Below are 23,477 nucleotides of genomic sequence, written 5' to 3' on the forward strand. Positions count from 1 at the left end.
GCGCGTGACGCGCCGCAGTTAGTCGACGGCATCCCCCCTCTGCCGAGGCAAACGCGGGCGCCTCATTGTGCGTCGCTCATGGAGGGATAGACGTAGTGACCCGCTGGCACCCAGGTTTCCTTGACTGTGCGCGGCGAGACCCAGCGTTGCAGATTCAGGATCGAGCCGGCCTTGTCGTTGGTGCCGCTCCTGCGTGCACCGCCAAACGGCTGCTGGCCGACCACGGCGCCGGTAGGTTTATCGTTAACGTAAAAGTTGCCAGCTGCGAATCTCAACGCGGCTGCGGCCTCGTTAATCGCCCGGCGATCGTTCGCGAACACGGCTCCAGTCAAGGAGTAAGGACTGGTTTGATTCACGAGTGAAAGGATTTCATCCCAGCGGGCATCCGGATACACGTAGACGGATAGCACTGGCCCGAAAATCTCTTCTTCCATAGTGGCCGCTTTTGGGTCGGACGCCTCGATCACCGTCGGCTCGACAAAATACCCGATGCGGTCGTCCCCCCTGCCTCCGGCCAGAACCGTCGAACCTTGGTTCGGCGCGTGATCGATATAGCGCATGACGCGTTCGTAGGCTTTGTGATCTATCAAGGCGCCCATGAATGTGCGAAAATCCGCCACATCACCCATACGCACGGTGGCAATATCGTCCAGTAAGGCTTCCTTAACACGCGGCCAGAGAGAAGCGGGAATATAGGCTCGTGAGGCGGCGCTGCACTTCTGGCCTTGATATTCGAAGGCGCCGCGCAACAGCGCCACGCTAAGGGCCTGAGGTTCGGCAGACGCATGCGCCAGCACGAAGTCCTTTCCGCCAGTCTCTCCGATCAGCCGGGGGTACGTACGGTACCCTGGCAGATTCTGCGCCACTTGCTGCCACAATCCGTCGAACACCGCAGTGGATCCTGTGAAATGCAGGCCGGCGAAGTCAGGCGAGCTCAGTACTGCGGCGGAAACAGATGCCGAGTTCCCTGGCACGAAATTGATGACGCCCGGCGGCAAGCCCGCAGCTTCGAGCAATTCAAGGATCAGATAATTGCTCAAGGAGGCTGAGAACGCGGGTTTCCAAACCACTGTGTTGCCCATGAGCGCTGGAGCGCAGGGCAAGTTGCCGCCGATCGCGGTGAAATTGAATGGCGTCACAGCATAAACAAACCCTTCGAGCGGGCGATAGTCCAGACGGTTGAGAACGCCGTTGGAAGAGAGAGGCTGCATTTGTTGCAACCGTTCGGCAAACGCCACGTTAAAACGTAAGAAATCGATCAACTCGCAGGCCGAATCGATTTCTGCCTGATGCGCCGTCTTGCTCTGGCCCACCATCGTCGCTGCATTGAGAATTTGCCGCCACGGTCCCGCCAACAGCTCAGCCGCACGCAGAAAGATCGCTGCTCGCTCATCGAGCGACATGGCAGCCCAGTCAGCCTGTGCACCCACCGCTGCCTGTACCGCAGTGAAAGCCATTCTTTCGTCAGCCTGCTCAACCATGCCTAGCGTGCGTGCGTGATCATGCGGGCAGTACAACGCGCGCGCGCCAGTGCCGCTTAGTCGCTGGCCGCCGATGACGAGCGGGATTTTTGACTCGCGAATGCGAAGCGCGTCCAGCGCCTTTTCCAATTGATGGCGTTCGTCGCTATCAGCGACGATAGTCCAGGATAGGTTCGTTTGCGATATTTGAAATATTCATGGAGCGATCCTTAGTGAAGGGTTAGTGTGCAGGAACCACCGGCGCAACGTAAGTGAATGTGTGCATGAGAATCGCCCCCGCAACAATAACGATGGGAAAATGGACCAGAAACTGCATGGCGGTGTAGCCAACGAGATCCTTGGACTTGAGCCGTAGAATTCCCAACAGCGGAAGCATCCAAAAGGGATTAATGAAATTGGGCAACGTTTCGGCGATGTTATAGACCATGACTGTCCAGCCGAGATGTGCTTGGATCTGGTTGGCCGCGTCCATGACGTACGGTGCCTCGATCACCCACTTTCCCCCGGCTGACGGAATGAAGAATCCTAGAAACGCGGAGTAGATGCTGACCAGTAAGGAGAAAATACTGCTGTCATGTGCGAGGCTCACGAACCAGTGTGCAATCGCGTCTGACAGAGTATTACCTTGGGCATTCGCGACCTTGGTCAGCACGTATCCGATGCCGCCGTAGAACGGGAACTGCAACATCACGCCGCTGATGCTGGGCATGGCACGGCCGAAGCTTTCCAAAAAACTGCGCGGGCGCCAGTGCAGCAACAGACCCAGCAGCAAGAACACAAAATTGTAGGTATTCAGCTGCGACATCGTAATGAACGGATTGCCATTACTGAACGTCAGGTACAACCAGCCAGCCGCGAGCATCACAACCGCCACGGTCAGCCAAGGGCTAAACTCCAGGTAATCTCCAGGACGCTGGCGTTGCGCCTTTTCCGCCCTGTCTTGCGTCAAGTCCACGCCCAAGTCCTGCGCCGTCATCGATCTTTCCGGGCTGGGGGTCGTGAAATAGCACACCACAGCCGAAACAACGGTCACCAAGACGACTACCACTAGGTTCTGCCACGTCAATATGGTTTGCGAAAACTCGATCACGCCGGTGATCGGCATGAGCGTCGCCGGAATACTGGCAGGTGTGGCCTGCAGCTGCGCGGCCGACGAACTCATTCCCAACGTGAAGCCACAGCCCATCCCCAAGTACCCCGCGGCGCCGGCCGCCCGGTAATCGAGCCGCAGATCTGTTCTACGTGCCATTTCACGCACTAGCAATCCAGAGAAGATCAGACTTAACCCCCAGTTGACCAGTGACAGCAGAATGCTCAGAGTACCAATGAACACGACCGCCCTGCGCGGTGTTGAAGGTACCCGTGCCAGCGCGTGGAGTAGCCACGCCACAGGGGGCGACAATGCCAGCACGTAGCCAGTAACAGCTACCATGGCCATTTGCATTGTGAAGGGGATAATGCTCCAGAAGCCTTCTCCGAACGCCTGGCTGACAGAAAGCGGGTCGCCGCCATGTAGGATAGTACCGAGAGCGACTACCACACATGCCACTACTACGAAGACGAAGGCGTCGGGAAACCACTTTTCCGACCACGCGACGAGAGCCAGGGAAAACCGCTCGATGGGGCTGGCCCGAGCTTGGCGGTCCTGTTCTGGTGCAGCGGCGACGTGATGATCATTGGGCATGACGAACTCCAGAGAAAGAGGGGGTTATCTGCGCAGAATTAGAGGGGAAATCGGAACTGCCTGGCAGGTCAAACAAGTATCCGGTGGGCCATCGAAAGCAATCAGATGAGCGACCTTGCCGGAAACGATACGCATGGCGCAGCTCTCGCATTGACCAACCCGGCAGCCGCTCGGCAGGGACAAGCCCGCCTGGTCTGCGGCATTGAGCAGCGTTCCAGCGGCTGGTTCCCAGGTGTAGTGAATACCGTCATCCTGGATCTCTACTGATTGCGGTGCAAGAGCTGGCGGCACGCGAGTTTCACTGCTAAACGTTTCGGAGAAAATATCGAAACGTGGTATCCCGCGCCTGACCAGTTCTTCCGTGCATTGCGTCAGAAAAGCGGGAGAGCCACATAGAAAAATCAGTGGATTACCCGCCACAAGCACCGGGTCGAGCCATTCGAAGTCGAGATGGCCTCCTTGATGGTAATCACGGCCCTGCACATCATCACAACCCGGCTTCGCGTACACGGTAAGCAGGCGCACTGAACCGATGAGGTGGGCCAGGCGCGCAAGTTCGGGCCCATAGGGATGCGACGTCCCATCGCGACAGACATGAACCAGTTGTATGGTTGGCGTGGAATCGACGCATTGCTTCAAGGCTTCCAGATACCCTTGAAAAGGAGTGATTCCAATTCCGCTGGCCATCAGTACCACAGGACGCCGCGTACGCAGCGGCAGTGTGAACACGCCAGCAGGCGGGGAAAGCATTACTTGCGCGCCTTCTCCCAATTCATGCAACGCTGTGGACATGATGCCGTCGGGACCTTGACGGCCCCGTACGCGCCGGACGGCGATGGAAAGAAACGAAGGCGTACGATTGGGACCAGTGAGCGAGTATGCGCGTCGGATCGAACTGCCAGGTATCGACACGATGACGTGCTGCCCCGGCAAGAAATCGGCAAGCGTCTTTCCATCACAGGGAACAAGCCGGAACTCCGCCACGTCGTGTGCAATAGTGCGCTTCTGCGTTATCAAAAATTTTCGTTCACCATGCCAGCGGCCCACATTGCGCGAGTCGTCACGAACGATATCGCATACGGAGGCGCGCAGCGGCACAGAACCGCTGACCGGATCTCGGTGCCGATCCGTCATGATGGCGTTGATATTGCTAGATTCAGCCCCGACGATAGCGCTACCCGTGCGTCCGAGGCTGTCGCAGCCCTGCCACCAGCCGAATTCAGCGATCGCCACGTTCTCGTGTAAATCGCCATTTACTTTGGCACGCATACTCACGTTGCCGTATGGTGTGTGCACAAGCACCCAATCGCCGTCGTCAATTTCTCGTCCCCGTGCTGCATCTGTACTCATATATATTTGTGGATCGGGCGCCTTGCGCCGCAGCGAGGCAATATGTCGATGCGACGAATGAACGAACCACCCGCTCTTAGCTGTCGTCAGAACAATCGGGTACTCACCCGCCTGCCGCATCGGCGAATCCGCTGGCTCCACGTGGACGGGCAGCGCGGGCTGCCCTATGTTGTACAAGTCTTCGGAATAAAGCTGCACCCTGCCGCTCAACGTGGGAAACCCGGTAGTCCGCCCATCGCGTAGTGTCTTATATTTTTTGTAAGAGAAGTCCTGCGGGAAGCGTATTCCTTCGGGGTGCAGTCGCAAGGCCTGCACTGAGATACCCAAGGGTGCTAGCTGGTGATTCCAACAAGCGTCCATGTCCGCCCCGAAGAATTCTTCGGTCAGACCCAACCTTTGTGCTAGATCCAGCACTATCTCATAGTCTGCGCGCGACTGGCCTGCGGGTTCCACCATTTTGGGTCGCAATTGCACATGCTCCACGGCCGCCTGACTGATCTCGAACCCCAGCTTCAGCGCTTCGCGCTCCCATGGCATATTGGCCGGCAGGACAATATCCGCGTTCAAGGCAGTTGGGTTCATATACATATCAACGTGAACGTGAAAGTCCAAGGCCTGCAGCGCCTCTCGATTGCGCGCGGTTTCAGCTTGCGAGACCAGCAGATTCGTACCGAAGCTCATCAGCGTGCGTACTGGATACGGATCTTGCCGCAGCACTGCTTGCGAGAAATCGCGCGTCGTGATCCATCCCATGCTGGGTGGCCCCAAAGGCAATTCACGTAGACCGAGTGCTTTCTCTCGTTGCGAAGCAGGCAATAAGTCTCGATACTCGTTGACCGCTCGATACGGTGGTGCGATGGTCCATAAGTTTCCCCCTTTCCTGTCGCACGCGCCTGTCAAAGCGTACAGCGAGGCAATGGCGCGGTCCGTTTGTGTAGCGTTAGTATGCTGGCCAACACCAGTCCATGCGTGATAACACAACCGTGGGCAATCTTCGAAAATGGCGTTGAACTGTTCCAGATTAGCCTCGTCAAGCCAGGTCAGTCTAGCGACTTCGCGCTGTGTGTATTGGTCCACGGTTTCTCGCAGATCTTGCAAGACAGTGACGCACTTGCACATGCGGCCATCATGCCTGCGCACAGACCAAGAACCGAATAGTTCGGCCCGAGCCGTATCCAAACCGCGCCCGCTCGCCACTAGGATTCCGTCCTGTACCACCACGCGGGCTGTGGGATCGGCGTCGGGCCAGATATCCGTAGCCATAAGCAGGCCGCCACTGTCGCAATCTACCAGACACGGCGCATTGGTCCAGCAGGCCACAAAGTGGCGATCGAAACGACCGGTGTACAACAGATGGCGAATGGCTCCCAGAGCAAGCGCCCCATCTGCACCAGGACGAATCCGCAACCACAGGTCTGCCTGCTGACCCGACCCCTCGCATTGGGGATCAACCACTACGACTTTAGCACCACGCTGCCGCGCCTCGGCGATACGCGAGGCCTGCGCCAGCCAGGTCCGGGCTGGATTGTGACCCCACAACAGCAGCGTGTCCGTGTGCTCCAGGTCCGGAATGCCGATGCCACGCCCAAATGTCAATGCATGGGCATAGTCCTTGTGCCAGCCGCATACTTCCACTGCATAGATTAGGTTGGGGCTGCCAAACAGCCGGATAAAGCGCTCGACCCACTCGAAGCTGTCCACCATGGGCGTGCCGCTGGGCGTGGTAACGGCGAAAGCAACGCTTTCGGCCCCGTCGCACTGCCGCGCGTTAGCCAACCGGGTGGCCACTTCGTCCAATGCTTCCTCCCAGTCGATCTCCCGCCAGCCGGGATCTGCTGCATCCCGTGGATTCGTCCGCTTCAGTGGTCGCAGCAGCCGGTGGCTTTTCGCGAGCATTTCCGGCGCAGCCCTTCCCTTGGCGCATAAGGCACCACCGGTGGGATGATTGGCAAGAGGTGTCACGGCAACCAGCTGGCCGTTTTCCACATGATTAACCGATCCGCAGCGTGACCTGCACAAAGTACAGTATCCGGTGAATGTTTCCATTTATCCCTTGAATAATGTAGCGCGTGACGCTCTATTGAGTGATGCAAATATTAATGCGTCACGCGCTACTTATAAAATGGGGAAAAACCCTTACATCAAAGCGGCGACAGTGCTCGCGAGACGTGTCAAAAATGTAACAAGCCAACTTTCCCTCTTGAAACTACGACATTCGTCCCTATAATTAGCACTCAGTAGGGTCGAGTGCTAACAGCCGGCCTGACTAACCCAATTTACTAACCTATTTTTATATATTCAGGAGTTTCTCCATGGCATTGCGTCCTTTGCAAGACCGCGTGATCATTAAGCGCCTCGATAACGAACGTAAAACTGCGTCCGGCATCGTTATCCCTGACAGTGCAGCAGAAAAGCCAGATCAGGGTGAAGTCGTTGCTGTTGGTCCCGGCAAAAAAACAGAAGATGGCAAAGTTATCGCCGTTGACCTGAAAGTGGGCGATAAAGTCCTTTTTGGTAAGTATGCCGGTCAGTCCGTCAAAGTAGACGGCGAAGAGCTGCTGGTTATCCGCGAAGAAGAAATCCTCGCAGTAATCGGTTGATCCGCCCGTAAATAACGAATCTGCCCGCCTTGCTCCGCATGGCATAAGGGCTACCGAGACAATCAATCAAGGAATTAAACATGGCTGCTAAGCAAGTACTATTCGGTGACGACGCTCGTGTGCGTATCGTCCGTGGTGTAAACATTCTGGCAAACGCTGTTAAGACAACACTGGGCCCTAAAGGCCGTAACGTTGTTCTGGAGCGCTCATTCGGCGCCCCTACCGTCACAAAAGACGGTGTATCTGTTGCCAAAGAAATCGAACTGAAAGACAAATTCGAAAACATCGGCGCCCAGCTGGTTAAAGAAGTGGCTTCAAAAACTTCTGACCACGCGGGTGACGGTACCACAACAGCAACTGTTCTGGCTCAGTCCGTTGTTGAAGAAGGCCTCAAATACGTGGCTGCCGGTATCAACCCAATGGATCTGAAACGTGGTATTGACAAGGCTGTAGCCGCTGCCGTTGCAGAACTGCAATCACTGTCACGCCCATGCACAACCAGCAAGGAAATTGCCCAGGTTGGTTCCATCTCTGCCAACAGCGACAGCTCTATTGGTGACATCATCGCCAATGCCATGGACAAAGTCGGCAAAGAAGGCGTGATCACTGTTGAAGACGGCAAATCACTGGACAACGAACTGGACGTCGTTGAAGGTATGCAATTTGACCGTGGCTACCTGTCTCCTTACTTCATCAACAACCAGGACAAACAGGTTTCTGCGCTGGAAGATCCATACGTTCTGATTTTCGACAAGAAAATCAGCAACATCCGTGATCTGCTGCCTATTCTGGAACAAGTTGCCAAATCAAGCCGTCCTCTGCTGATCATCGCTGAAGACGTCGAAGGCGAAGCCCTGGCAACGCTGGTTGTGAACAACATCCGCGGCATTCTGAAAACGACTGCTGTTAAAGCACCAGGCTTTGGCGACCGTCGCAAAGCCATGCTGGAAGACATCGCCATCCTGACTGGCGGCACCGTGATCTCTGAAGAAACCGGTATGTCTCTGGAAAAAGCTACGATCGACGATCTGGGCCAGGCCAAGCGTATCGAAGTGGGCAAAGAGAACACCATTATCATTGATGGTGCAGGCGTTAGCGCAAGCATCGAATCTCGTGTCAAACAAATCCGTACACAGATCGAAGAAGCCACTTCAGACTACGATCGCGAAAAACTGCAAGAGCGCGTTGCCAAACTGGCAGGCGGTGTTGCCGTGATCCGTGTTGGTGCTGCAACCGAAGTTGAAATGAAAGAGAAAAAAGCCCGCGTTGAAGATGCACTGCATGCCACACGCGCTGCTGTTGAAGAAGGTATTGTTCCTGGCGGTGGCGTAGCGCTGATCCGTGCCAAGAAAGCCATTGAACAAATCAAGGGCGAAAACGCCGATCAGGATGCAGGTATCAAACTGATTCTGCGTGCTGTAGAAGCTCCTTTGCGCACTATCGTATCTAACGCTGGCGATGAGCCAAGCGTTGTTGTCGCCAAAGTGGCTTCCGGTGAAGGCAACTACGGTTACAACGCTGCAACGGGCGAGTACGGCGATCTGGTTTCACAAGGTGTCCTGGATCCAACCAAAGTGACTCGCACTGCGCTGCAAAACGCTGCCTCTGTTGCCAGCCTGCTGCTGACAACTGAAGCTGCCGTTTGCGAAATCGTAGAAGACAAACCAGCTCCTGCCATGCCTGACATGGGTGGTATGGGCGGTATGGGTGGCATGGGCGGATTCTAATTCTGCCAGATACACCCCGGACCTGCCTTGCGCGGGTCCGCAGCAAACAAACCCCGAACGGCTCGCTGTTCGGGGTTTTTCTTTGGCTGGGTTTTCGTTGACAGTGCCGTTGAACATGCTCGTTGGTCTCTACTTGACTGATCTACTTAACCCCTCTACTTAACCTCTCTACTTAACCTCTCTGCTTACCCCCTCTATTTGACTTTCTTTCCTTGCTGCCAATCCGGGGCGTCTGCCGTAACGGTCTGCCGGCTTCTCCACAGCAGTAGACGAATGGCCGAACGCCTCGCCTGATTTCTTGCGCCCTGCTTTGCTGATGTGCAGATTAGCAAATACAAAGTCGGCTCGCCTCTTATGACAAAAAGGATCCGAATCAACACGCTTGAATGAGTCGGCGCAGTGCCGTTTAATCAAGCCGTAGCCTTTTGTGAACTACAATGTCGTTCATGAATCGACCAAGCCATCCGCACGGCCGCAAGAACCGCGGCGTACTGCGTTTTATCCAGTCGACTGTGTACTCGGCACAGGGCTTTCGTGCAGCCTTTTCCAGCGAAGAATCGTTTCGCCAGGAATTGATCGTCTGCATCGCGCTCACGCCCTTTGCCTTTCTGCTAGGGCGCAATTTTGCCGAAGTCATTGTATTGCTGGGTGTGCTGGTCAGCGTCCTGACGGTGGAGCTGATCAACTCGGCCATCGAAGTGCTGGCCGATACGGTGAGTGCTGAAACGCACCCCCTGATCGGGCAGACCAAGGATATTGCCAGCGCAGCGGTCATGATGGTGATCACTTTTGCCGGCCTGGTCTGGTTTGGTTTGCTCCTTGTCCGTCTGTTTTCACACTAATTATTCATGACATTTATCGAAAAACTGGAATCCGCCTGGCAAAGCCAGAACTCCCTTCTCATGGTTGGCCTGGACCCTGATCCCGAAAGACTACCGGTTAGCATGAAACAGAATCGCGAATCCACATTCGAATTCTGTAAAGGCATTGTTGATGCGTCGGCACCCTATGCCTGCGGCTTCAAACCGCAAATTGCCTATTTTGCATCTCAGGGTGCAGAAGAACAATTATCACAACTGTGTGCGTATATCCACGAAACCTATCCGCATTTGCCCATTGTGCTTGACGCCAAGCGTGGCGATATTGGCACGACGGCTGAACATTACGCCCGCGAAGCATACGAACGGTACCGGGCAGACGCCGTCACGGTTAGCCCTTATATGGGATTTGATTCCATAGAGCCGTACCTGGCCTGGAAAGATCGGGGCATCATTATTCTGTGCCGCACCTCCAATCCGGGCGGCTCTGACTTGCAGTTTGTTGAGTCTGCCAACGGCGAGCCGCTATATCTGCATGTGGCCAGTATGGTTGCGGAAAAATGGAATACGCACGGCCAATGCGGGCTGGTCGTCGGCGCCACCTTTCCCGACGAGCTGAGTAAGGTTCGTGCGCGAGTAGGCCAGACCATGCCGTTGCTGGTGCCCGGTATCGGCGCGCAAGGCGGCGATATCGAGCAAACTGTGATGGCCGGCCGCAATGATGAAAGTACCGGCATGATGATCAATTCGTCACGCGCCATTCTGTATGCCAGCTCAGACGATGATTGGAAAGAAGAAGCAGCCCGTGTCGCACGGGAGACTCGCGACCAGATCAATCGGGCGCGCGCACGCTAAGATCGCCATCAAAACGATGCCTGCCTGGTTATACAGGCAGGCATCGTGCGTTGAGCAGACCGCTAGTCGATGTATACGAGACCCGGGCATCCGCCGCTGTCTTGCCAGAATCAGTTCAATTTTCCTGAACGATGCGTCGGGTAATTTCCATGGCGTAGATGACCGCCTGAACCCGCACCTGATGGCGATCACCAACGAAGTTTTGCGTAAACGGCAAGGTGACAATGCCATCCGCTTTGCGATAGGCAACCGCAAAACACACCAAGCCTACCGGTTTATGGGTAGTGCCGCCGTCAGGGCCCGCAATGCCGGTCGTGCTGACCGCGCAGGTGGAAAGCGGCGCATGGTTCAGCGCCCCTTCGGCCATCTCAATAGCCACTTCCTGGCTGACCGCGCCAAATTTATCCAGCGCAGTCTGATTCACACCCAGCATATCCATCTTGGCTTCGTTGGTATAGGTCACAAACCCCCGGTCAAACCACTGGCTGGAGCCTGCGATGGCGGTAATTGCTCCCGCAAGCAGCCCGCCCGTGCAGGATTCGGCCGTGGCCAGCAATCCGCTTTTTCCCTTGAGCGCTTGTCCCAACTGGGCAGCGACCTGCCATTGCTCACTCAACAACTCCGACATACTCACCCCAACATTCTTGTGGCAATCGCCATAATGAACAACGTGTAGGCCGCGGCCACCACGTCGTCCCACATGACGCCGAACCCATTTTTGAGCGTACGATCAAAGTAGCCGATGGGTGGCGGTTTGACAATATCGAAAAAACGAAACAGGATAAAGGCCACCAGTTGCCAGCCCAGGTTCATGGGCGCAACCAGCAAAAGAACTGCCCAGAAGGCAACCATTTCGTCCCAGACGATGCCGCCGTGATCGTCCACAGCCATTTCCTGAGCCACGCGATGGCAGCAATAGACGCCGTAAGCGAACGCGGCCAGAATAAACAGCGCCATGTAAAAATCGGTACCGAGCACAAAACTGAGCGGCCACCAGAGTATCCAGGCCAGCGCCGTGCCCCAGGTTCCCGGGGCGGGCCTGATCAGCCCTGCGCCAAGTCCGAAGGCGAGGAAGCGGTGGACATTAGCCCGGATCCAGCTAAAAGTAGGCCATTGTTCGTTCACGGTTGTTTTGGTGCCAGCGGCATTATGTATGGGTTGCGTTTGAATGTCTTCTATCATGCAATTACTTCTGTGTTTGCGGCTTGCGCCGACGAGCTGGCCTGAAATGGTCGAACCCCGCTGGAAGTGCGGAGATATCCTGTTGCGCAGCATCAAGTACCCGCAAACCCTGCCCGGCGTTCACCTGTCCAATGCGCGTCAGCGTCACAGGCAGACTGGCCGCAATGGCTTGCAGTGCCGCCCTGGCGGTGCGCGGCGCCGTAAAACACAACTCGTAAACGTCGCCCCCACCCAACACCGACTGGCGCAGCTGCTGCGGGTCATCGTCTGGCAGGCTAAGATTAACAGGCATTAAAGATTCGTACAATACGGCAGCGACGCCGCTGGCATGCAAAATATGTTTCAAGTCCTGCACCAGGCCATCGGAAAGGTCAATGACGGCATGAGCCAGGGGCCGCAGCGCGAGCCCGAGCGACACGCGCGGCTCGGGCCATTCCAGGGCATGGCGGGTGGCGTGCAGCGCTTGTATTTCGCGTTCGCTCAGCACTTCGCCCGCCTTTTGGCGCAGCAGTAGGTTCAGGGCCCAGTCGGCGGCGCCCAGCGTGCCGGAAACCCAGATATCGTCACCCGGCAGGGCGCGGCTGCGGAGCAGAAACGGTTGCGTGACTTCCCCCAACACGGTCACGCTGATGACAATATCATGCTCGCTGCGGGTGGTATCGCCGCCGATCAGCGGGCATTGGTATTTGTCGGCCAGGCGGTTGAAACCCCGGGCAAAGGCCGCAAGCCAGTCGGCATCGTAACGCGGCAGCGCGATGCCCAGCAGGCAGCCACGCGGCGTCGCTCCCATAGCGGCCAGGTCGGACAGGTTCACCGCCAGCGATTTGTGGCCCAGCGACTCGGGGTCAACATCGGAAAAAAAATGGCGCTCTTCAAGCAGCAGATCTTTGCTGATGGCCAGGGATGTGCCGGCGTTAGGTGTCAGGATGGCACAGTCGTCCCCGACCGCGATGTCAACAGACGCTGCGGGGCGGGTAAAAAACTGACGGATCAGATCGAATTCGCCGGACATAGGAACCGCTTTTCAATTGCGCGAGTATTGCTTCGCAAAAGCACCAGGCTAGCGCCAGGCGCCAGCCAGAGCACGTCCGCTTGCCAAACCGCGCTTAGCGCCCGGCATTGACTTCCAGCGAACGCACGCGTGCCGCCAGTTTGTCCAGTACACCATTGACAAACTTGAAGCCGTCGGTGCCGCCAAATTCCTTGGCCAGCTCCACCGCCTCGTTGATGGCAACCTTGTACGGAACATCAAGATGGTGAATCAGTTCATAACTGCCGATTAACAAAATGCCGTGCTCGATGGGCGAGAGCTCGTCAAGCGGGCGGTCGATATAGGGCACGAAGGCTTCACGTAGCGCGGGTGCATCGGCAAAAACGCCATGCAGCAATGTCTTGAACCAGGCCGGATCGGCGTTCTCGAATTCCGGGCTGTCCTGGATGTGGGCGTCGATGGCGCCCGCCTCGCGCAGGTCGGTGTCGCCACTGACCAGCCAGGCATAGATTCCCTGAAGGGCAAATTCGCGCGCCCGACGGCGCGCGCTGCGATGCATTGTTTTATTATCCTGAGCCACTCGTTGTCCTATCGCCTTGGGGTATCTGCTACTGCTTCGGTTTCATCATCTTCGTCGTCCTGGTCGTCATCGTCCAGATCGTCGAAGTCATCGTCTTCGTCTTCAGACTCAGGCACCAGCGCTGCCGACAGGTTGGCCATTTCCACGGCGACCTGGGCGCAATCCTTGCCTTTTTGCTCGGCGCGGGCCTTGGCCTGTTCCTCGTCTTCTGTGGTGAGAATGCCGTTGGCCACCGGCACATTGGTGTCCATGGACACGCGGGTAATGGCCGCCGCGCTTTCGTTGCTGACGACTTCAAAGTGATAAGTTTCACCGCGGATGACCGCCCCCAGGGCAATCAGCGCGTCAAACTCATACGTTTCGGCCATCTGGGCCAGCGTCAGTCCGACTTCCAGGGCACCAGGAACGGTAACCACCATGATGTCGCGTTCGTCGACACCCAGCTCGCCAAGTTCGGCCAGGCAGGCTTCAAGTTCGGCAAAACCGATTTCCTCGTTAAAGCGTGCGCACACGATACCGATATGCAGGCCTTCGCCATTCAGATCAGGGGCGAGTGTATAAGGTTTCATAGCCATTCCTTTTAATTCAGCGGGGGTCAGAAGAGGTTTCGTAACCTGTTACGGTCAGTGCATAACCAGTCATGCTTGGCATTTTACGTGGAAGTGCAAGCAGGCGCATCTTTCCGACGTTCAGTTCACGTAATATTTGCGCGCCGATACCGTAGGTGCGCAAATCATAGCGATCATCGCGGCGCGCGGCGCTCTCGGTTTCTCCCCATTTTTCCAGCGCTTCAAGCAAGCCCTGCTGCGATCCCTGGCAATTGAGCAGCACCAGAACACCGGCCGGGCTGGCCGAAATTGCCTCTAGTGCCTGGGCAATGCCCCAGCTATGTGCATTGCGTTCCAGATCCAGCAGATCCAGTACCGATACCGGTTCGTGTACGCGCACAAGCGCTTCCTGTTCCGGATTGATAACGCCATGGACCAGCGCGATATGCGCTGCGCCCGACATGCTGTCCTGATACGACACAGCTTCGAACTGGCCGAAAGGCGTTTTCAGGGTCTTGCTGCCCAGGCGGCGAATCATGGACTCATTTTCGCTGCGATACTGGATCAGGTCCGCAATGGTGCCGATTTTCAGATTGTGTTCGCGGGCGAAGGTCACCAGATCGGGCAAGCGCGCCATGCTGCCATCGGGTTTGAGGATTTCACAGATGACCGCGGCTGGCGTCAGGCCCGCCATGGCGGTCAGATCACAACCGGCTTCCGTATGCCCGGCGCGAATCAGCACGCCACCCGAGACGGCCTGCACCGGAAAAATGTGGCCCGGATTGACCAGATCTTGCGGCTCGGCGTTTTTGGCAACGGCAGCCTGGATGGTACGGGCCCGGTCGGCGGCCGAAATACCGGTGGTTACGCCCTCTGCCGCTTCGATGGACACGGTAAAGTTGGTGCCAAAGGACGTGCCGTTGCGCGAGGCCATGAGTGGCAGCTGCAGCTGGCGGCAACGTTCTTCAGTGAGCGTCAGGCATACCAGGCCACGGGCGTGGGTCACCATGAAGTTGATGGCTTCGGGCGTGACAAAGTCTGCCGCCATAACCAGATCGCCTTCGTTTTCGCGATCTTCTTCGTCAACCAGGATAACGATACGTCCCGCCTTCAGCTCCTGGACAATTTCAGAGACGGGAGAAATGGTGCAGTTGGGCACCAGAGAAACAGGGGCGGCAGAAGTCATATCGTGCTTGAATCCGGAAGGCTGGCTGGCGCGTGCGTACCAGCAATGGGCAAAAGCGCTATTTTACCCCTTTCGCCCCTGTAACAGGCGGCAAAACCCCGATTCAGTCCGAGGATTGTGAGGCGCCGCGCACCACCGCAGTGACTTCGATTTCTACTTTGGCACGATCTTCGACAAGCCCGGCCACTTCGACCGCCGTCATGGCCGGATAATGCCGCCCGATAATATTCCGATAGTGGTCGCCAATGGCCGGATAGGCGGCCACATAGTCGCGCTTGTCGATGACATACCAGTTCATGCGGACAATATCCGACGGCGCAGCCCCGCCCTCCTTCAGGATAGCCACAATGTTCTGCAACGTTTGCCGGACCTGATCGCCCAGATCATCGGACTCAAACTGCTGCTGGCCGTTCCAGCCGATTTGGCCGCCTACAAACAGCAGGCGGCTGCCTGCCTCCACAGAGATCATGGTGCCGTTGGCATAGCCGCGGGGTTTGGTCCAGTCTGACGGTTGTAATATTTCCATGTTTCAGTTTCCCATTTCATGACCCGGATTCGGTCATTTTTCTCAAGACAAAACGCTGCAGCTTGCCGGTTTCGGTACGCGGCAACTGCTCGACAAACTCAATTTCGCGCGGATATTTATACGGTGCGGCTTCCTGCTTTACATGATTTTGCAATGCTGTAACAAGCTCCGGTGAAGGAGTAAAGCCGACATTCAGAACAACATAGGCCTTAACGATAGCGCCTCGCTCGCCATCGCTGCGGCCCACCACCCCGCAGTCGTTCACCGCCTGGTGGGTCATGAGTACGCTTTCGACTTCCGGACCGGCAATGTTGTAGCCGGCTGAGACGATCATGTCGTCATCGCGGGCGCGATAATAAAAATAGCCGTCGGCGTCCATCACAAACGCATCGCCTGGCAGATTCCACTGCTGCTGCACATAACGCGACTGGCGTTCGTCATCAAGATAACGGCAACCGGTCGGGCCCCGTACGGCCAGTCGGCCAAGTGTCCCGGGCGGCACCTCGTTCATGGCCGCGTCCACCACCCTGGCCTGATAGCCTGGCACCACGCGCCCGATGGCGCCATCACGGATGTCATTGCCGGAACTGGAAATATACACATGCATCATTTCCGTTCCTCCGATGCCATCTGTCATATTGATCCCGCTGGCCTTTTTCCAGAGCTGGCGCGTCGCATCGGGCAGGGCCTCGCCGGCCGATACACAGGTACGAAGCGAATCAAGGCGATAGCCATGGGCCAGTTCCGCCATTTTTCGGTAAAAGGTCGGCGCCGTAAAGGTCATGGTGACCTTGTGCGCCTGGATAATATCTAAAAACGATTCGGGGGTCAGTTTCTCCACCAGCAGGGCCGAGCCGCCGGCGCGCAACGGAAAACACAGCAGTCCGCCGAGCCCGAAAGTAAACGCCAGTGGCGGCGTGCCGCAAGCAATGTCGGCCGGCCCGGTTTGCAGAATCTGGCCGGAAAATGTATCGCACATGGCCAGCACGTCGCGATGAAAATGAATGCACCCCTTGGGTTTGCCGGTGGTGCCGCTGGTAAAGGCAATCAGGCAGGGGTCATCACGCCGTGTCTGCGCATCGTAGGGCGCATCGCTTTTGGTATCGGCGCGCGCCAACATATCGTCGGGCGCCTGGCTGCCGAATGCTATGATCTGCTTTAACCCCTCGTAATAGTTCGCGTTGTCCGGGTCGCGGCAATGCTGCAGCTCATCCAGCAATCGTTCATCACATAGCGCTGCCTGCGATCTGGATATTTTCAGAATGGTTCCCAGTTCCCGCGCGCGCAGCAGCGGCATCGTAGGCACTGCAATAATGCCGGCCTTCAGGCAGGCCAGCAGCGCGCCGGCCATGCACAGGTTATTCGGTCCGCGCAGCAACAGCCGGTTGCCGGACACCAGGCCCAGGTCTTCGGTCAGCACCCGCGCCAGTCGATTGGTCCATCGCGCCAGGGCTCCATAGCTCATTTGTTCCTGCCTGCCATCCTGCAGCCACCGCAGCGCAATATGGTCGCCCCGGCCCTCATGCACATGGCGGTCTATCAGTTCTACGGCACTGTTCATTCTTGCGGGATATTGCAACTGCGGCAAATCGAACAGATACTGCGGCTGTTGCCCGGCATCGGGCAGGTGTTCAACGACAAAGCGGTCTTTCAATCCAGTCTCTGCTGTCATGTCTTGTCTCCAGTGTTGTCGGCTCACCCGGCGGCGCGAATGAGTCAGGAAGTCTTTGCTCCCGTTTCGATTCAGTCCCGCAATATTTCGCGTGCAATAATCAGTTTCTGCACTTCCGTGGCGCCCTCATAGATACGCAAGGCGCGAATATCCCGGTATAGCCCTTCCACACACTCCCCCACCACCACGCCCTGTCCGCCGAACAACTGCAAGGCTTTGTCAATCACCTGCTGCGCCGCTTCCGTTGCAAACATTTTGGCCATGGCCGCTTCTTTGGTGGTCCTGGCCTGATAATGGTCACGGCGCCAGGCGGCACGATAGGTCAGCAGGCGGCTGGCGTCGAGCGCAGTCGCCATATCGCCAAGCGCGGCCTGCGTCAGTTGCAGATCGGCAAGCACTCCGCCGAACATCTGCCGGGTCTTGCTGCGCCCCAGCGCTTCGTCCAGCGCCCTTGCGGCAAAGCCATTGGCTGCCGCAGCCACCGACGCCCGGAAGATGTCCAGCACCTGCATGGCCAGCTTGAATCCTTCGCCTTTGGTCCCCAGGAGCGCCTCAGCCGGCACACGGCATTGTTTGAGCTTGAGCACGGCCATTGGATGCGGCGCCATCACTTCGATGCGCTCGGACGTATCGAGCCCGGCCGTATCGCTATCGACGATAAAGGCGCTGATGCCCCGGGCGCCCGGCAGAAAGTCCGTGCGCGCGAAAACACAATAAAAATCGGCAATACCTCCGTTGGAGATCCAGGTCTTGACGCCATCCAGAACGTATCCTGCTCCCTGCTGCGTGGCCTTGCAGTCCATGGCCGCAACATCGGATCCGGCCTGCGGTTCGGACAGGGCAAAGGCGGCAATCAGCTCGCCCCGCGCCACGCGTGGCAGGTAGGATTTTTTCTGCTCATCTGAGCCTCCGAGCACAATGGCGCCACTGCCCAGGCCCTGCATGGCGAAGGCAAAATCGGCCAGGGCGTGATAGCGCGCGAACGTCTCGCGGATCAGGCAGATTGTGCGTGAGTCAATGTTCTCCTGAACACCGCCCCAACTGCCATTGGAACCTGCAGGCACCGCATAGCGCAGCCAGCCGCCGTCTCCCATGCGCCGCACGAGTTCGCGGCAGGTATCGTCGGTATTGCCATGCGGCACATCGCGCAGATTGTGCTGCGCCCAGCGATCCAGTTCGGCAGCCAGGCGCCGATGCTGCGGCTCAAAAAAAGGCCAGTCCAGGAACTCGTGATCGGGCATGCTCAATCTCCCTCGAACACGGGTTTGTTTTTTGCCACGAAGGCATGATAGGCCCGATGAAAGTCCCCGGTCTGCATGCAAATGGCCTGGGCATGCGCTTCCGCGTCAATGGCTTCGTCCACACCCATATTCCATTCGTGATGCAGGCAATGCTTGGTGATGCCATTGGCAAACGTTGGGCCTGCAGCAATGCGGGCCGCCAGCTTTTGCGCGGCAGCCAGCACCTGATCCGGTTCGTGCAACTGGTTATAAAAGCCCCAGCTGTGACCCTCCGCGCCCGACATGGATCTGCCGGTATACAGCAATTCGCTGGCCCGGCCCTGGCCGATAATGCGCGGCAAAATGGCGCAGGCGCCCATGTCTGCACCCGCCAGACCGACGCGCGTAAACAGAAATGCTGTTTTGCTGTCGGCAGTGCCCAATCGGATGTCGCAGGCCATCGCCAGGATCGCCCCGGCGCCGGCGCATACACCGGCCACGGCTGCAACCACCGGCTGTGGACAGTTGCGCATTGCCTTGACAAGGTTCCCTGTCATCTGGGTAAACGCCAGCAGTTGTGGCATGGACATTTTTGTAAGCGGACCGATAATTTCGTGCACGTCTCCGCCAGAGCAGAAGTTGCCACCGGCCCCGGTAATGACAACTGTCTTGATATCGCTGGCGCTGGCCAGGGCGCGAAACAGGTCGCGCAATTCGGCGTAGGATTCGAAGGTCAACGGGTTTTTTCTGTCTGGCCGGTTCAGCGTAATGGTCGCCACCTTGTGGTCATCGCTGACCTGCCAGTCAAAATGCGTGGCCCGGTAACCTGCCAGCGGCTTGCGCTGATCCTGCATGGGATAGATCTCATCCGTGTGTGTCATTCTGTTCTCTCCTGTTTGCCTTCGGTGAATACGGCGTTGCCGGCGCATTTACGCTTGTCATATTCGATGCTGTGTTCGGCGGCGCCAGGCTGCTACCCGGCCATTTTCTCGCCACCATCGACCGGCACGGCCTGGCCGTTGATACTGGACGATTGCGGCAGGCACAACCAGAGCACCGCGTGCGCGACCTCTTGCGGCTGCACCAGCCTGCCCTGCGGATTATTACTGGCCAGCGCCGCCTTGGCCTTGTCTGGCGTCATGCCGGTTTTTTCGACCATATTGGCCACAGCGCCGACCAGCAAAGGCGTTTCGGTATAACCCGGACACACCGCGTTAACGGTGATGTTTTTCCCCGCCAGCTCCAGGGCCAGAGCCCTCGTCAATCCCACCACGCCATGCTTGGCCGCACAATAGGCCGTCACATAACCGTAGCCTTTGAGCCCGGCTACGCTGGCTACATTCACGATGCGTCCCCAGCCCTGCTCCAGCATATCGGGCAGCGCCGCATTGATGCACAGATACGTTCCAGTCAGGTTGACCTGCATCATCTGGTTCCAGAACTGTGCATCCATGCGGTCAAAGCGCTCACTGCGGGCCTGGCCGGCATTGTTCACCAGGACATTGATCGAGCCAGCGTGCTCGCGGGCTGCCGCAAAGCCGCGGGCAATGGCGTTTTCATCGGTAACGTCAGCCTGTACCGTATAGACCCGTTGCGCATCTGCCGAGAAAGTCTGCGCAGCCTGCTGCAGGCGCTGGCCATCGCGGGCCAGCAGCGTCACGCGGGCGCCGGCCGCCAGCGCAAGCCGCGCCACTTCAAGCCCGATTCCCTGGCTGGCGCCGGTAATCAAAACATGACGATTTTCCAATGTAGCTATAGCGTTATGGTTCATGGTGAGTTATCCGTTCTGCATCAATTGGGCCCGCTCAAACAGGGTTTCGATTTGGCGTTTTCCTGCACTGTACTGCCGGGGCCAGTGAACCTGGGTGTAGCCGATTTTGGCGGTTTCGCTCAGCGTCCAGGCCGGATTGGCCAGATGGGGTCGACCAATTGCACACAGGTCGGCACGACCCGATGCGATGATGCTGTTGACCTGATCAGCCTCGGTAATGGCCCCCACCGCCATGGTCGCAATGCCTTCCTGGTTACGGATCTCGTCGGCAAACGGCGTCTGGTACATACGCCCATAGACGGGCTTCTGGTCAGGGCTGACCTGGCCCGACGAGCAGTCGATCAGATCGGCACCCGCTGCCTTGAAAGCCCGGGCGATGAGCACCGCATCGTCTGCCGTTATGCCGCCGTCGACCCAGTCACTGGCCGAGATACGTATGTTCAGCGGCTTGTCTTCAGGCCAGACGGCACGCATGGCGGCAAATACCTCAAGGGGAAAACGCAGCCGGTTCTCCAGCGAGCCGCCGTAGTTATCTGTGCGCTGATTGGCCAGCGGCGAAATAAAGCACGACAGCAAATACCCATGCGCGCAATGGAGCTCCAGCACATCGAATCCGGCCCGCGCGGCACGCCGTGTTGCCTGTACAAATTCATCGGTAATTTTCTGCATGCCCGCAGCATCCAGTGCCGTGGGAATTTGCGAGATATCCGGCAGATAAGGCAGGGGCGAGGCCGAAACCAGCGGCCAGTTGCCCGAGTCCAGCGGCATATCAATGCCATCCCAGGCGGCCCGGGTCGAGCCCTTGCGACCCGCGTGGCCCAGCTGAATGCCGATTTTCGCATCCGATTGGGCATGCACCGCCTGCACAATATTTTTCCATGCCTGCATTTGCGTGTCGTTCCACAAGCCGGGGCAATGCGGCGTAATACGCGCACGCGGGGACACGCAGGTCATTTCGACCATGACCAGGCCGGCGCCACCCAGAGCGCGCGCCAGCAAATGCTGGAAATGAAAGTCGCCAGGCACGCCATCGGTGCACGAATACATGGCCATGGGCGAGACCACGATCCGGTTTTTCAGCACGACAGCGCGCAGACTAAAAGGCGTCCACATGGGCGGGACCGCAATAACATTATTGTCTGTCCCGGCAAGAGCCTCATTGTCCACGCCGGCAGGGGCATGACCGTCGACGCCCGCGGCGGCGCGACTGTCCGCGATGCCCGCCCTCGCTTCACTTGCCGGCGAGCGCGCCTGGCGGTTGAACCAGGTTTCGAAGTGATTCATCCACTTGGGATCGCGCAGCCGCAAATTTTCATGTGAAATACGCTGTGAGCGCGTCAACAGCGAATAGGCAAACTGCTGCGGCGCGAGCCGGGTATAGCGTTTGACATTTTCAAACCATTCGGTGGAGTTGCGTGCGGCGTTCTGGATTTTCAGCACTTCGATGCTGCGCTGTGCTTCATAATGGGCCAACGCTGACCCGATATCGCTGTGGGCGCGAAAACTGCCGGCCAGCTCAATGGCATCCTCCAGTGCAAGCTTGGTGCCGGAGCCAATGGAAAAATGCGCCGTATGCGCGGCGTCGCCCATGAGCACAATGGGAATCGTTTTGCCGTTGGGCAGGGTCTGGTTGTGCACCCATTGCTCGCAAATGACACGCGGAAACTGGATCCAGATAGCGGAGCCGCGCAAATGCTTGGCATTGGACAACAGCTTATTGCCGTCCAGCCACGGCGCGAACAATTGCTCGCAATAGGCGATTCCGTCTTCCTGCGACATATTGTCGATACCGGCCGCACGCCAGGTCTCATCCCGGGTTTCGACAATGAAAGTGGACATGCCTTCTTCGTACTGATAGGCATGGGCCTGGAACCAGCCGTACTCTGTATTGACAAAGGCAAAGGTGAAGGCATCAAATGTTTTTTCCGTCCCAAGCCAGACAAAGCGGCAGCGCCGCGTGTCGATATCAGGCCTGAACGAATCGGCGTAGCGTGTGCGGATCCGGCTGTTGATCCCGTCGGAAGCGATCACCAGGTCCGCCTCGTAGGCGACGGCGATCGCCTGGTCGTCTTCAACGACGGTTTCAAAAACCAGTTCTACGCCCAGATCCAGACAGCGCTGTTGCAGAATATTGAGCATTTTCTTTCGGCCGATGCCGATAAAACCGTGTCCGCCGCTGCGTATGGTGGTGGCGCCGATATGAATGTCAATATCGTCCCAGTGATTGAACTGGCGGATAATCTGTTCGGCCGTCGGCAAATCGGCGTTTTTCAGATTCTCCAGCGTGGCGTCGGAAAATACCACGCCCCACCCGAAAGTATCAAATGGCCGATTGCGTTCTACGACCACAATCCTGTCCTGCGGATTACGCTTCTTTAACAGCAGCCCGGCATACAAACCTGCGGGGCCCCCGCCGATACAAATAATATTCATGACAGATCCTTTTGGCCAGGTCTGCGACCGTTGGCGACGGCAGCCAGCCATGCTACCGGCTCGCTGCAGAAACGGCGCCTGCAGGACTGACGGTTTGTCTCTTTTACAATTGTGATTTATTTTAAGTTTAAACTAATTTATAATGCACTACAAACTTTTTTTCAAATAGCTGCGCTGGCGCGCCATTGGCCTACGCGAGCGACTGCCACTCGCAGCACTCGGCCGCCGGACCCTGCTATCCTGACGGTTGGGCAACCATGCCATTTATCAATAAAACACCCTGCTGCCGTTACAATCTGCGCATTCCAACTTGTCCGTTTCTTTTCTTAATTTTGCAGGAGCCGTAATGCAACACGATCTGGAAACCCGCGCCGCAACAATAGACCATTCCGAATTGCGTCTCTGGCTGCGCCTGCTTACCTGCACAAGCCTTATCGAAAATCGAATCCGCAATTATTTGCGTGTGGAATTTGACTGCACGCTGCCGCGTTTCGACCTGATGGCGCAACTGGCCAAGGAGCCCGATGGCATGCGGATGGGCGAGCTATCTGCGCGGCTGATGGTCAGCAACGGCAACGTCACGACCATTGCCAATCAACTGGAAAAAGAGGGGCTGATCCTGCGTAAAGTCAGCAGTGAAGACCGTCGCAGCACCTTTTTGCGATTAAGCGCAAAGGGACGCCGGCAGTTCGAGAAAATGGCCGCGGCCCACGAGGCCTGGCTGCAGCAAATGTTCAGCGGTCTGCCCGGCGGCAATCAGAAGAAACTGTACAATCTGCTGGCAGAGTTGAAACAGGCGGCGCTCACATCCCAAGCGTAACAACGGTCATTGCGGCTGCAATTGTGCTGCTGA

19 protein-coding genes and 1 pseudogene are annotated in these 23,477 nt (G+C 57.4%); 5 read left to right on the forward strand and 15 right to left on the reverse strand.

Features of this window, described 5'->3' with window-relative positions; translation table 11 throughout:
• Positions 1-62 precede the first annotated feature (62 nt).
• From pruA to CAP48_RS17290, 3 genes and pseudogenes are all read right to left on the reverse strand, one after another.
• Positions 63-1,680, reverse strand: a pseudogene (pruA, locus tag CAP48_RS17280) (L-glutamate gamma-semialdehyde dehydrogenase).
• A 21-nt stretch (positions 1,681-1,701) separates the two neighbouring features.
• Positions 1,702-3,165: a short-chain fatty acid transporter gene (locus CAP48_RS17285; RefSeq protein WP_100699011.1), complete on the reverse strand. Its 1,464-nt coding sequence runs from the start codon at positions 3,163-3,165 to the stop codon at positions 1,702-1,704.
• Positions 3,166-3,189: 24 nt separating this feature from the next.
• The gene (locus tag CAP48_RS17290) at positions 3,190-6,561 is read right to left on the reverse strand and encodes a molybdopterin-dependent oxidoreductase (protein ID WP_100699013.1); all 3,372 of its coding nucleotides are present in this window, start codon (positions 6,559-6,561) and stop codon (positions 3,190-3,192) included.
• Positions 6,562-6,827: 266 nt separating this feature from the next.
• On the opposite strand from CAP48_RS17290, the gene groES reads away from it, so the two are divergent.
• From groES to pyrF, 4 genes are all read left to right on the forward strand, one after another.
• The gene (groES, locus tag CAP48_RS17295; protein ID WP_100699015.1) at positions 6,828-7,115 is read left to right on the forward strand and encodes a co-chaperone GroES; all 288 of its coding nucleotides are present in this window, start codon (positions 6,828-6,830) and stop codon (positions 7,113-7,115) included.
• Between the two features lie 80 nt (positions 7,116-7,195).
• On the forward strand, positions 7,196-8,842 hold the full coding sequence (gene groL / locus CAP48_RS17300) for a chaperonin GroEL (protein ID WP_100699017.1): 1,647 nt from the start codon (positions 7,196-7,198) through the stop codon (positions 8,840-8,842).
• A gap of 446 nt (positions 8,843-9,288) precedes the next feature.
• Positions 9,289-9,684 carry a diacylglycerol kinase gene (locus tag CAP48_RS17305; protein ID WP_242444545.1) on the forward strand — a complete coding sequence of 132 codons (396 nt, stop codon included), beginning with the start codon at positions 9,289-9,291 and terminating at the stop codon, positions 9,682-9,684.
• A 6-nt stretch (positions 9,685-9,690) separates the two neighbouring features.
• Positions 9,691-10,515, forward strand: a complete 825-nt coding sequence (gene pyrF / locus CAP48_RS17310; protein ID WP_100699022.1) for an orotidine-5'-phosphate decarboxylase — start codon at positions 9,691-9,693, stop codon at positions 10,513-10,515.
• A gap of 115 nt (positions 10,516-10,630) precedes the next feature.
• Here the strand turns inward: pyrF and CAP48_RS17315 are convergent, their stop codons facing one another.
• The 12 genes from CAP48_RS17315 to CAP48_RS17370 form a co-directional block, all read right to left on the reverse strand.
• Positions 10,631-11,143, reverse strand: a complete 513-nt coding sequence (locus tag CAP48_RS17315) for a CinA family protein (RefSeq protein WP_100699023.1) — start codon at positions 11,141-11,143, stop codon at positions 10,631-10,633.
• Between the two features lie 2 nt (positions 11,144-11,145).
• Positions 11,146-11,697 carry a phosphatidylglycerophosphatase A gene (locus CAP48_RS17320; protein WP_100699027.1) on the reverse strand — a complete coding sequence of 184 codons (552 nt, stop codon included), beginning with the start codon at positions 11,695-11,697 and terminating at the stop codon, positions 11,146-11,148.
• 4 nt (positions 11,698-11,701) lie between these two features.
• Positions 11,702-12,709 (reverse strand): thiamine-phosphate kinase, encoded by a 1,008-nt coding sequence (gene thiL, locus CAP48_RS17325; protein WP_100699029.1) that lies wholly within the window; start codon positions 12,707-12,709, stop codon positions 11,702-11,704.
• A gap of 94 nt (positions 12,710-12,803) precedes the next feature.
• Positions 12,804-13,247 (reverse strand): transcription antitermination factor NusB, encoded by a 444-nt coding sequence (gene nusB, locus CAP48_RS17330; RefSeq protein ID WP_100699032.1) that lies wholly within the window; start codon positions 13,245-13,247, stop codon positions 12,804-12,806.
• A gap of 29 nt (positions 13,248-13,276) precedes the next feature.
• On the reverse strand, positions 13,277-13,837 hold the full coding sequence (gene ribH, locus CAP48_RS17335) for a 6,7-dimethyl-8-ribityllumazine synthase (RefSeq protein WP_100699035.1): 561 nt from the start codon (positions 13,835-13,837) through the stop codon (positions 13,277-13,279).
• A 16-nt stretch (positions 13,838-13,853) separates the two neighbouring features.
• Positions 13,854-15,002, reverse strand: a complete 1,149-nt coding sequence (gene ribBA, locus CAP48_RS17340; RefSeq protein WP_100699037.1) for a bifunctional 3,4-dihydroxy-2-butanone-4-phosphate synthase/GTP cyclohydrolase II — start codon at positions 15,000-15,002, stop codon at positions 13,854-13,856.
• A gap of 103 nt (positions 15,003-15,105) precedes the next feature.
• Positions 15,106-15,528 (reverse strand): RidA family protein, encoded by a 423-nt coding sequence (locus CAP48_RS17345; protein WP_100699039.1) that lies wholly within the window; start codon positions 15,526-15,528, stop codon positions 15,106-15,108.
• Positions 15,529-15,544: 16 nt separating this feature from the next.
• Entirely contained in the window at positions 15,545-17,200 is a 1,656-nt protein-coding gene (locus CAP48_RS17350) for an AMP-binding protein (protein WP_100699042.1), read from the reverse strand.
• Between the two features lie 71 nt (positions 17,201-17,271).
• Positions 17,272-18,441 carry an acyl-CoA dehydrogenase family protein gene (locus CAP48_RS17355; RefSeq protein ID WP_100699043.1) on the reverse strand — a complete coding sequence of 390 codons (1,170 nt, stop codon included), beginning with the start codon at positions 18,439-18,441 and terminating at the stop codon, positions 17,272-17,274.
• A 2-nt stretch (positions 18,442-18,443) separates the two neighbouring features.
• Positions 18,444-19,301 (reverse strand): enoyl-CoA hydratase family protein, encoded by an 858-nt coding sequence (locus tag CAP48_RS17360; RefSeq protein WP_100699046.1) that lies wholly within the window; start codon positions 19,299-19,301, stop codon positions 18,444-18,446.
• Between the two features lie 92 nt (positions 19,302-19,393).
• Positions 19,394-20,191 carry an SDR family NAD(P)-dependent oxidoreductase gene (locus tag CAP48_RS17365; RefSeq protein ID WP_100699050.1) on the reverse strand — a complete coding sequence of 266 codons (798 nt, stop codon included), beginning with the start codon at positions 20,189-20,191 and terminating at the stop codon, positions 19,394-19,396.
• Positions 20,192-20,197: 6 nt separating this feature from the next.
• Positions 20,198-22,624 (reverse strand): bifunctional salicylyl-CoA 5-hydroxylase/oxidoreductase, encoded by a 2,427-nt coding sequence (locus CAP48_RS17370; protein ID WP_100699052.1) that lies wholly within the window; start codon positions 22,622-22,624, stop codon positions 20,198-20,200.
• A gap of 346 nt (positions 22,625-22,970) precedes the next feature.
• Here CAP48_RS17370 and CAP48_RS17375 point away from each other — a divergent pair, with 346 nt between their 5' ends.
• Positions 22,971-23,444: a MarR family winged helix-turn-helix transcriptional regulator gene (locus CAP48_RS17375; RefSeq protein WP_100699054.1), complete on the forward strand. Its 474-nt coding sequence runs from the start codon at positions 22,971-22,973 to the stop codon at positions 23,442-23,444.
• Positions 23,445-23,477: the final 33 nt, after the last annotated feature.

The organism is Advenella sp. S44, assembly GCF_002810445.1.
GTDB lineage: Bacteria > Pseudomonadota > Gammaproteobacteria > Burkholderiales > Burkholderiaceae_B > Advenella.

Excerpts from the sequence above, each read along its gene's own strand:
- CAP48_RS17370 (WP_100699052.1), bottom strand. The coding sequence starts at position 22,624 with ATGAATATTATTTGTATCGGCGGGGGCCCCGCAGGTTTGTATGCCGGG.
- nusB (WP_100699032.1), bottom strand. The coding sequence starts at position 13,247 with ATGCATCGCAGCGCGCGCCGTCGGGCGCGCGAATTTGCCCTTCAGGGA.
- ribH (WP_100699035.1), bottom strand. The coding sequence starts at position 13,837 with ATGAAACCTTATACACTCGCCCCTGATCTGAATGGCGAAGGCCTGCAT.
- CAP48_RS17350 (WP_100699042.1), bottom strand. The coding sequence starts at position 17,200 with ATGACAGCAGAGACTGGATTGAAAGACCGCTTTGTCGTTGAACACCTG.
- CAP48_RS17355 (WP_100699043.1), bottom strand. The coding sequence starts at position 18,441 with ATGCCCGATCACGAGTTCCTGGACTGGCCTTTTTTTGAGCCGCAGCAT.
- CAP48_RS17305 (WP_242444545.1), top strand. The coding sequence starts at position 9,289 with ATGAATCGACCAAGCCATCCGCACGGCCGCAAGAACCGCGGCGTACTG.
- CAP48_RS17315 (WP_100699023.1), bottom strand. The coding sequence starts at position 11,143 with ATGTCGGAGTTGTTGAGTGAGCAATGGCAGGTCGCTGCCCAGTTGGGA.
- groES (WP_100699015.1), top strand. The coding sequence starts at position 6,828 with ATGGCATTGCGTCCTTTGCAAGACCGCGTGATCATTAAGCGCCTCGAT.
- CAP48_RS17375 (WP_100699054.1), top strand. The coding sequence starts at position 22,971 with ATGCAACACGATCTGGAAACCCGCGCCGCAACAATAGACCATTCCGAA.
- thiL (WP_100699029.1), bottom strand. The coding sequence starts at position 12,709 with ATGTCCGGCGAATTCGATCTGATCCGTCAGTTTTTTACCCGCCCCGCA.
- CAP48_RS17365 (WP_100699050.1), bottom strand. The coding sequence starts at position 20,191 with ATGAACCATAACGCTATAGCTACATTGGAAAATCGTCATGTTTTGATT.
- CAP48_RS17345 (WP_100699039.1), bottom strand. The coding sequence starts at position 15,528 with ATGGAAATATTACAACCGTCAGACTGGACCAAACCCCGCGGCTATGCC.
- groL (WP_100699017.1), top strand. The coding sequence starts at position 7,196 with ATGGCTGCTAAGCAAGTACTATTCGGTGACGACGCTCGTGTGCGTATC.
- pyrF (WP_100699022.1), top strand. The coding sequence starts at position 9,691 with ATGACATTTATCGAAAAACTGGAATCCGCCTGGCAAAGCCAGAACTCC.
- CAP48_RS17290 (WP_100699013.1), bottom strand. The coding sequence starts at position 6,561 with ATGGAAACATTCACCGGATACTGTACTTTGTGCAGGTCACGCTGCGGA.
- CAP48_RS17320 (WP_100699027.1), bottom strand. The coding sequence starts at position 11,697 with ATGATAGAAGACATTCAAACGCAACCCATACATAATGCCGCTGGCACC.
- ribBA (WP_100699037.1), bottom strand. The coding sequence starts at position 15,002 with ATGACTTCTGCCGCCCCTGTTTCTCTGGTGCCCAACTGCACCATTTCT.
- CAP48_RS17360 (WP_100699046.1), bottom strand. The coding sequence starts at position 19,301 with ATGACACACACGGATGAGATCTATCCCATGCAGGATCAGCGCAAGCCG.
- CAP48_RS17285 (WP_100699011.1), bottom strand. The coding sequence starts at position 3,165 with ATGCCCAATGATCATCACGTCGCCGCTGCACCAGAACAGGACCGCCAA.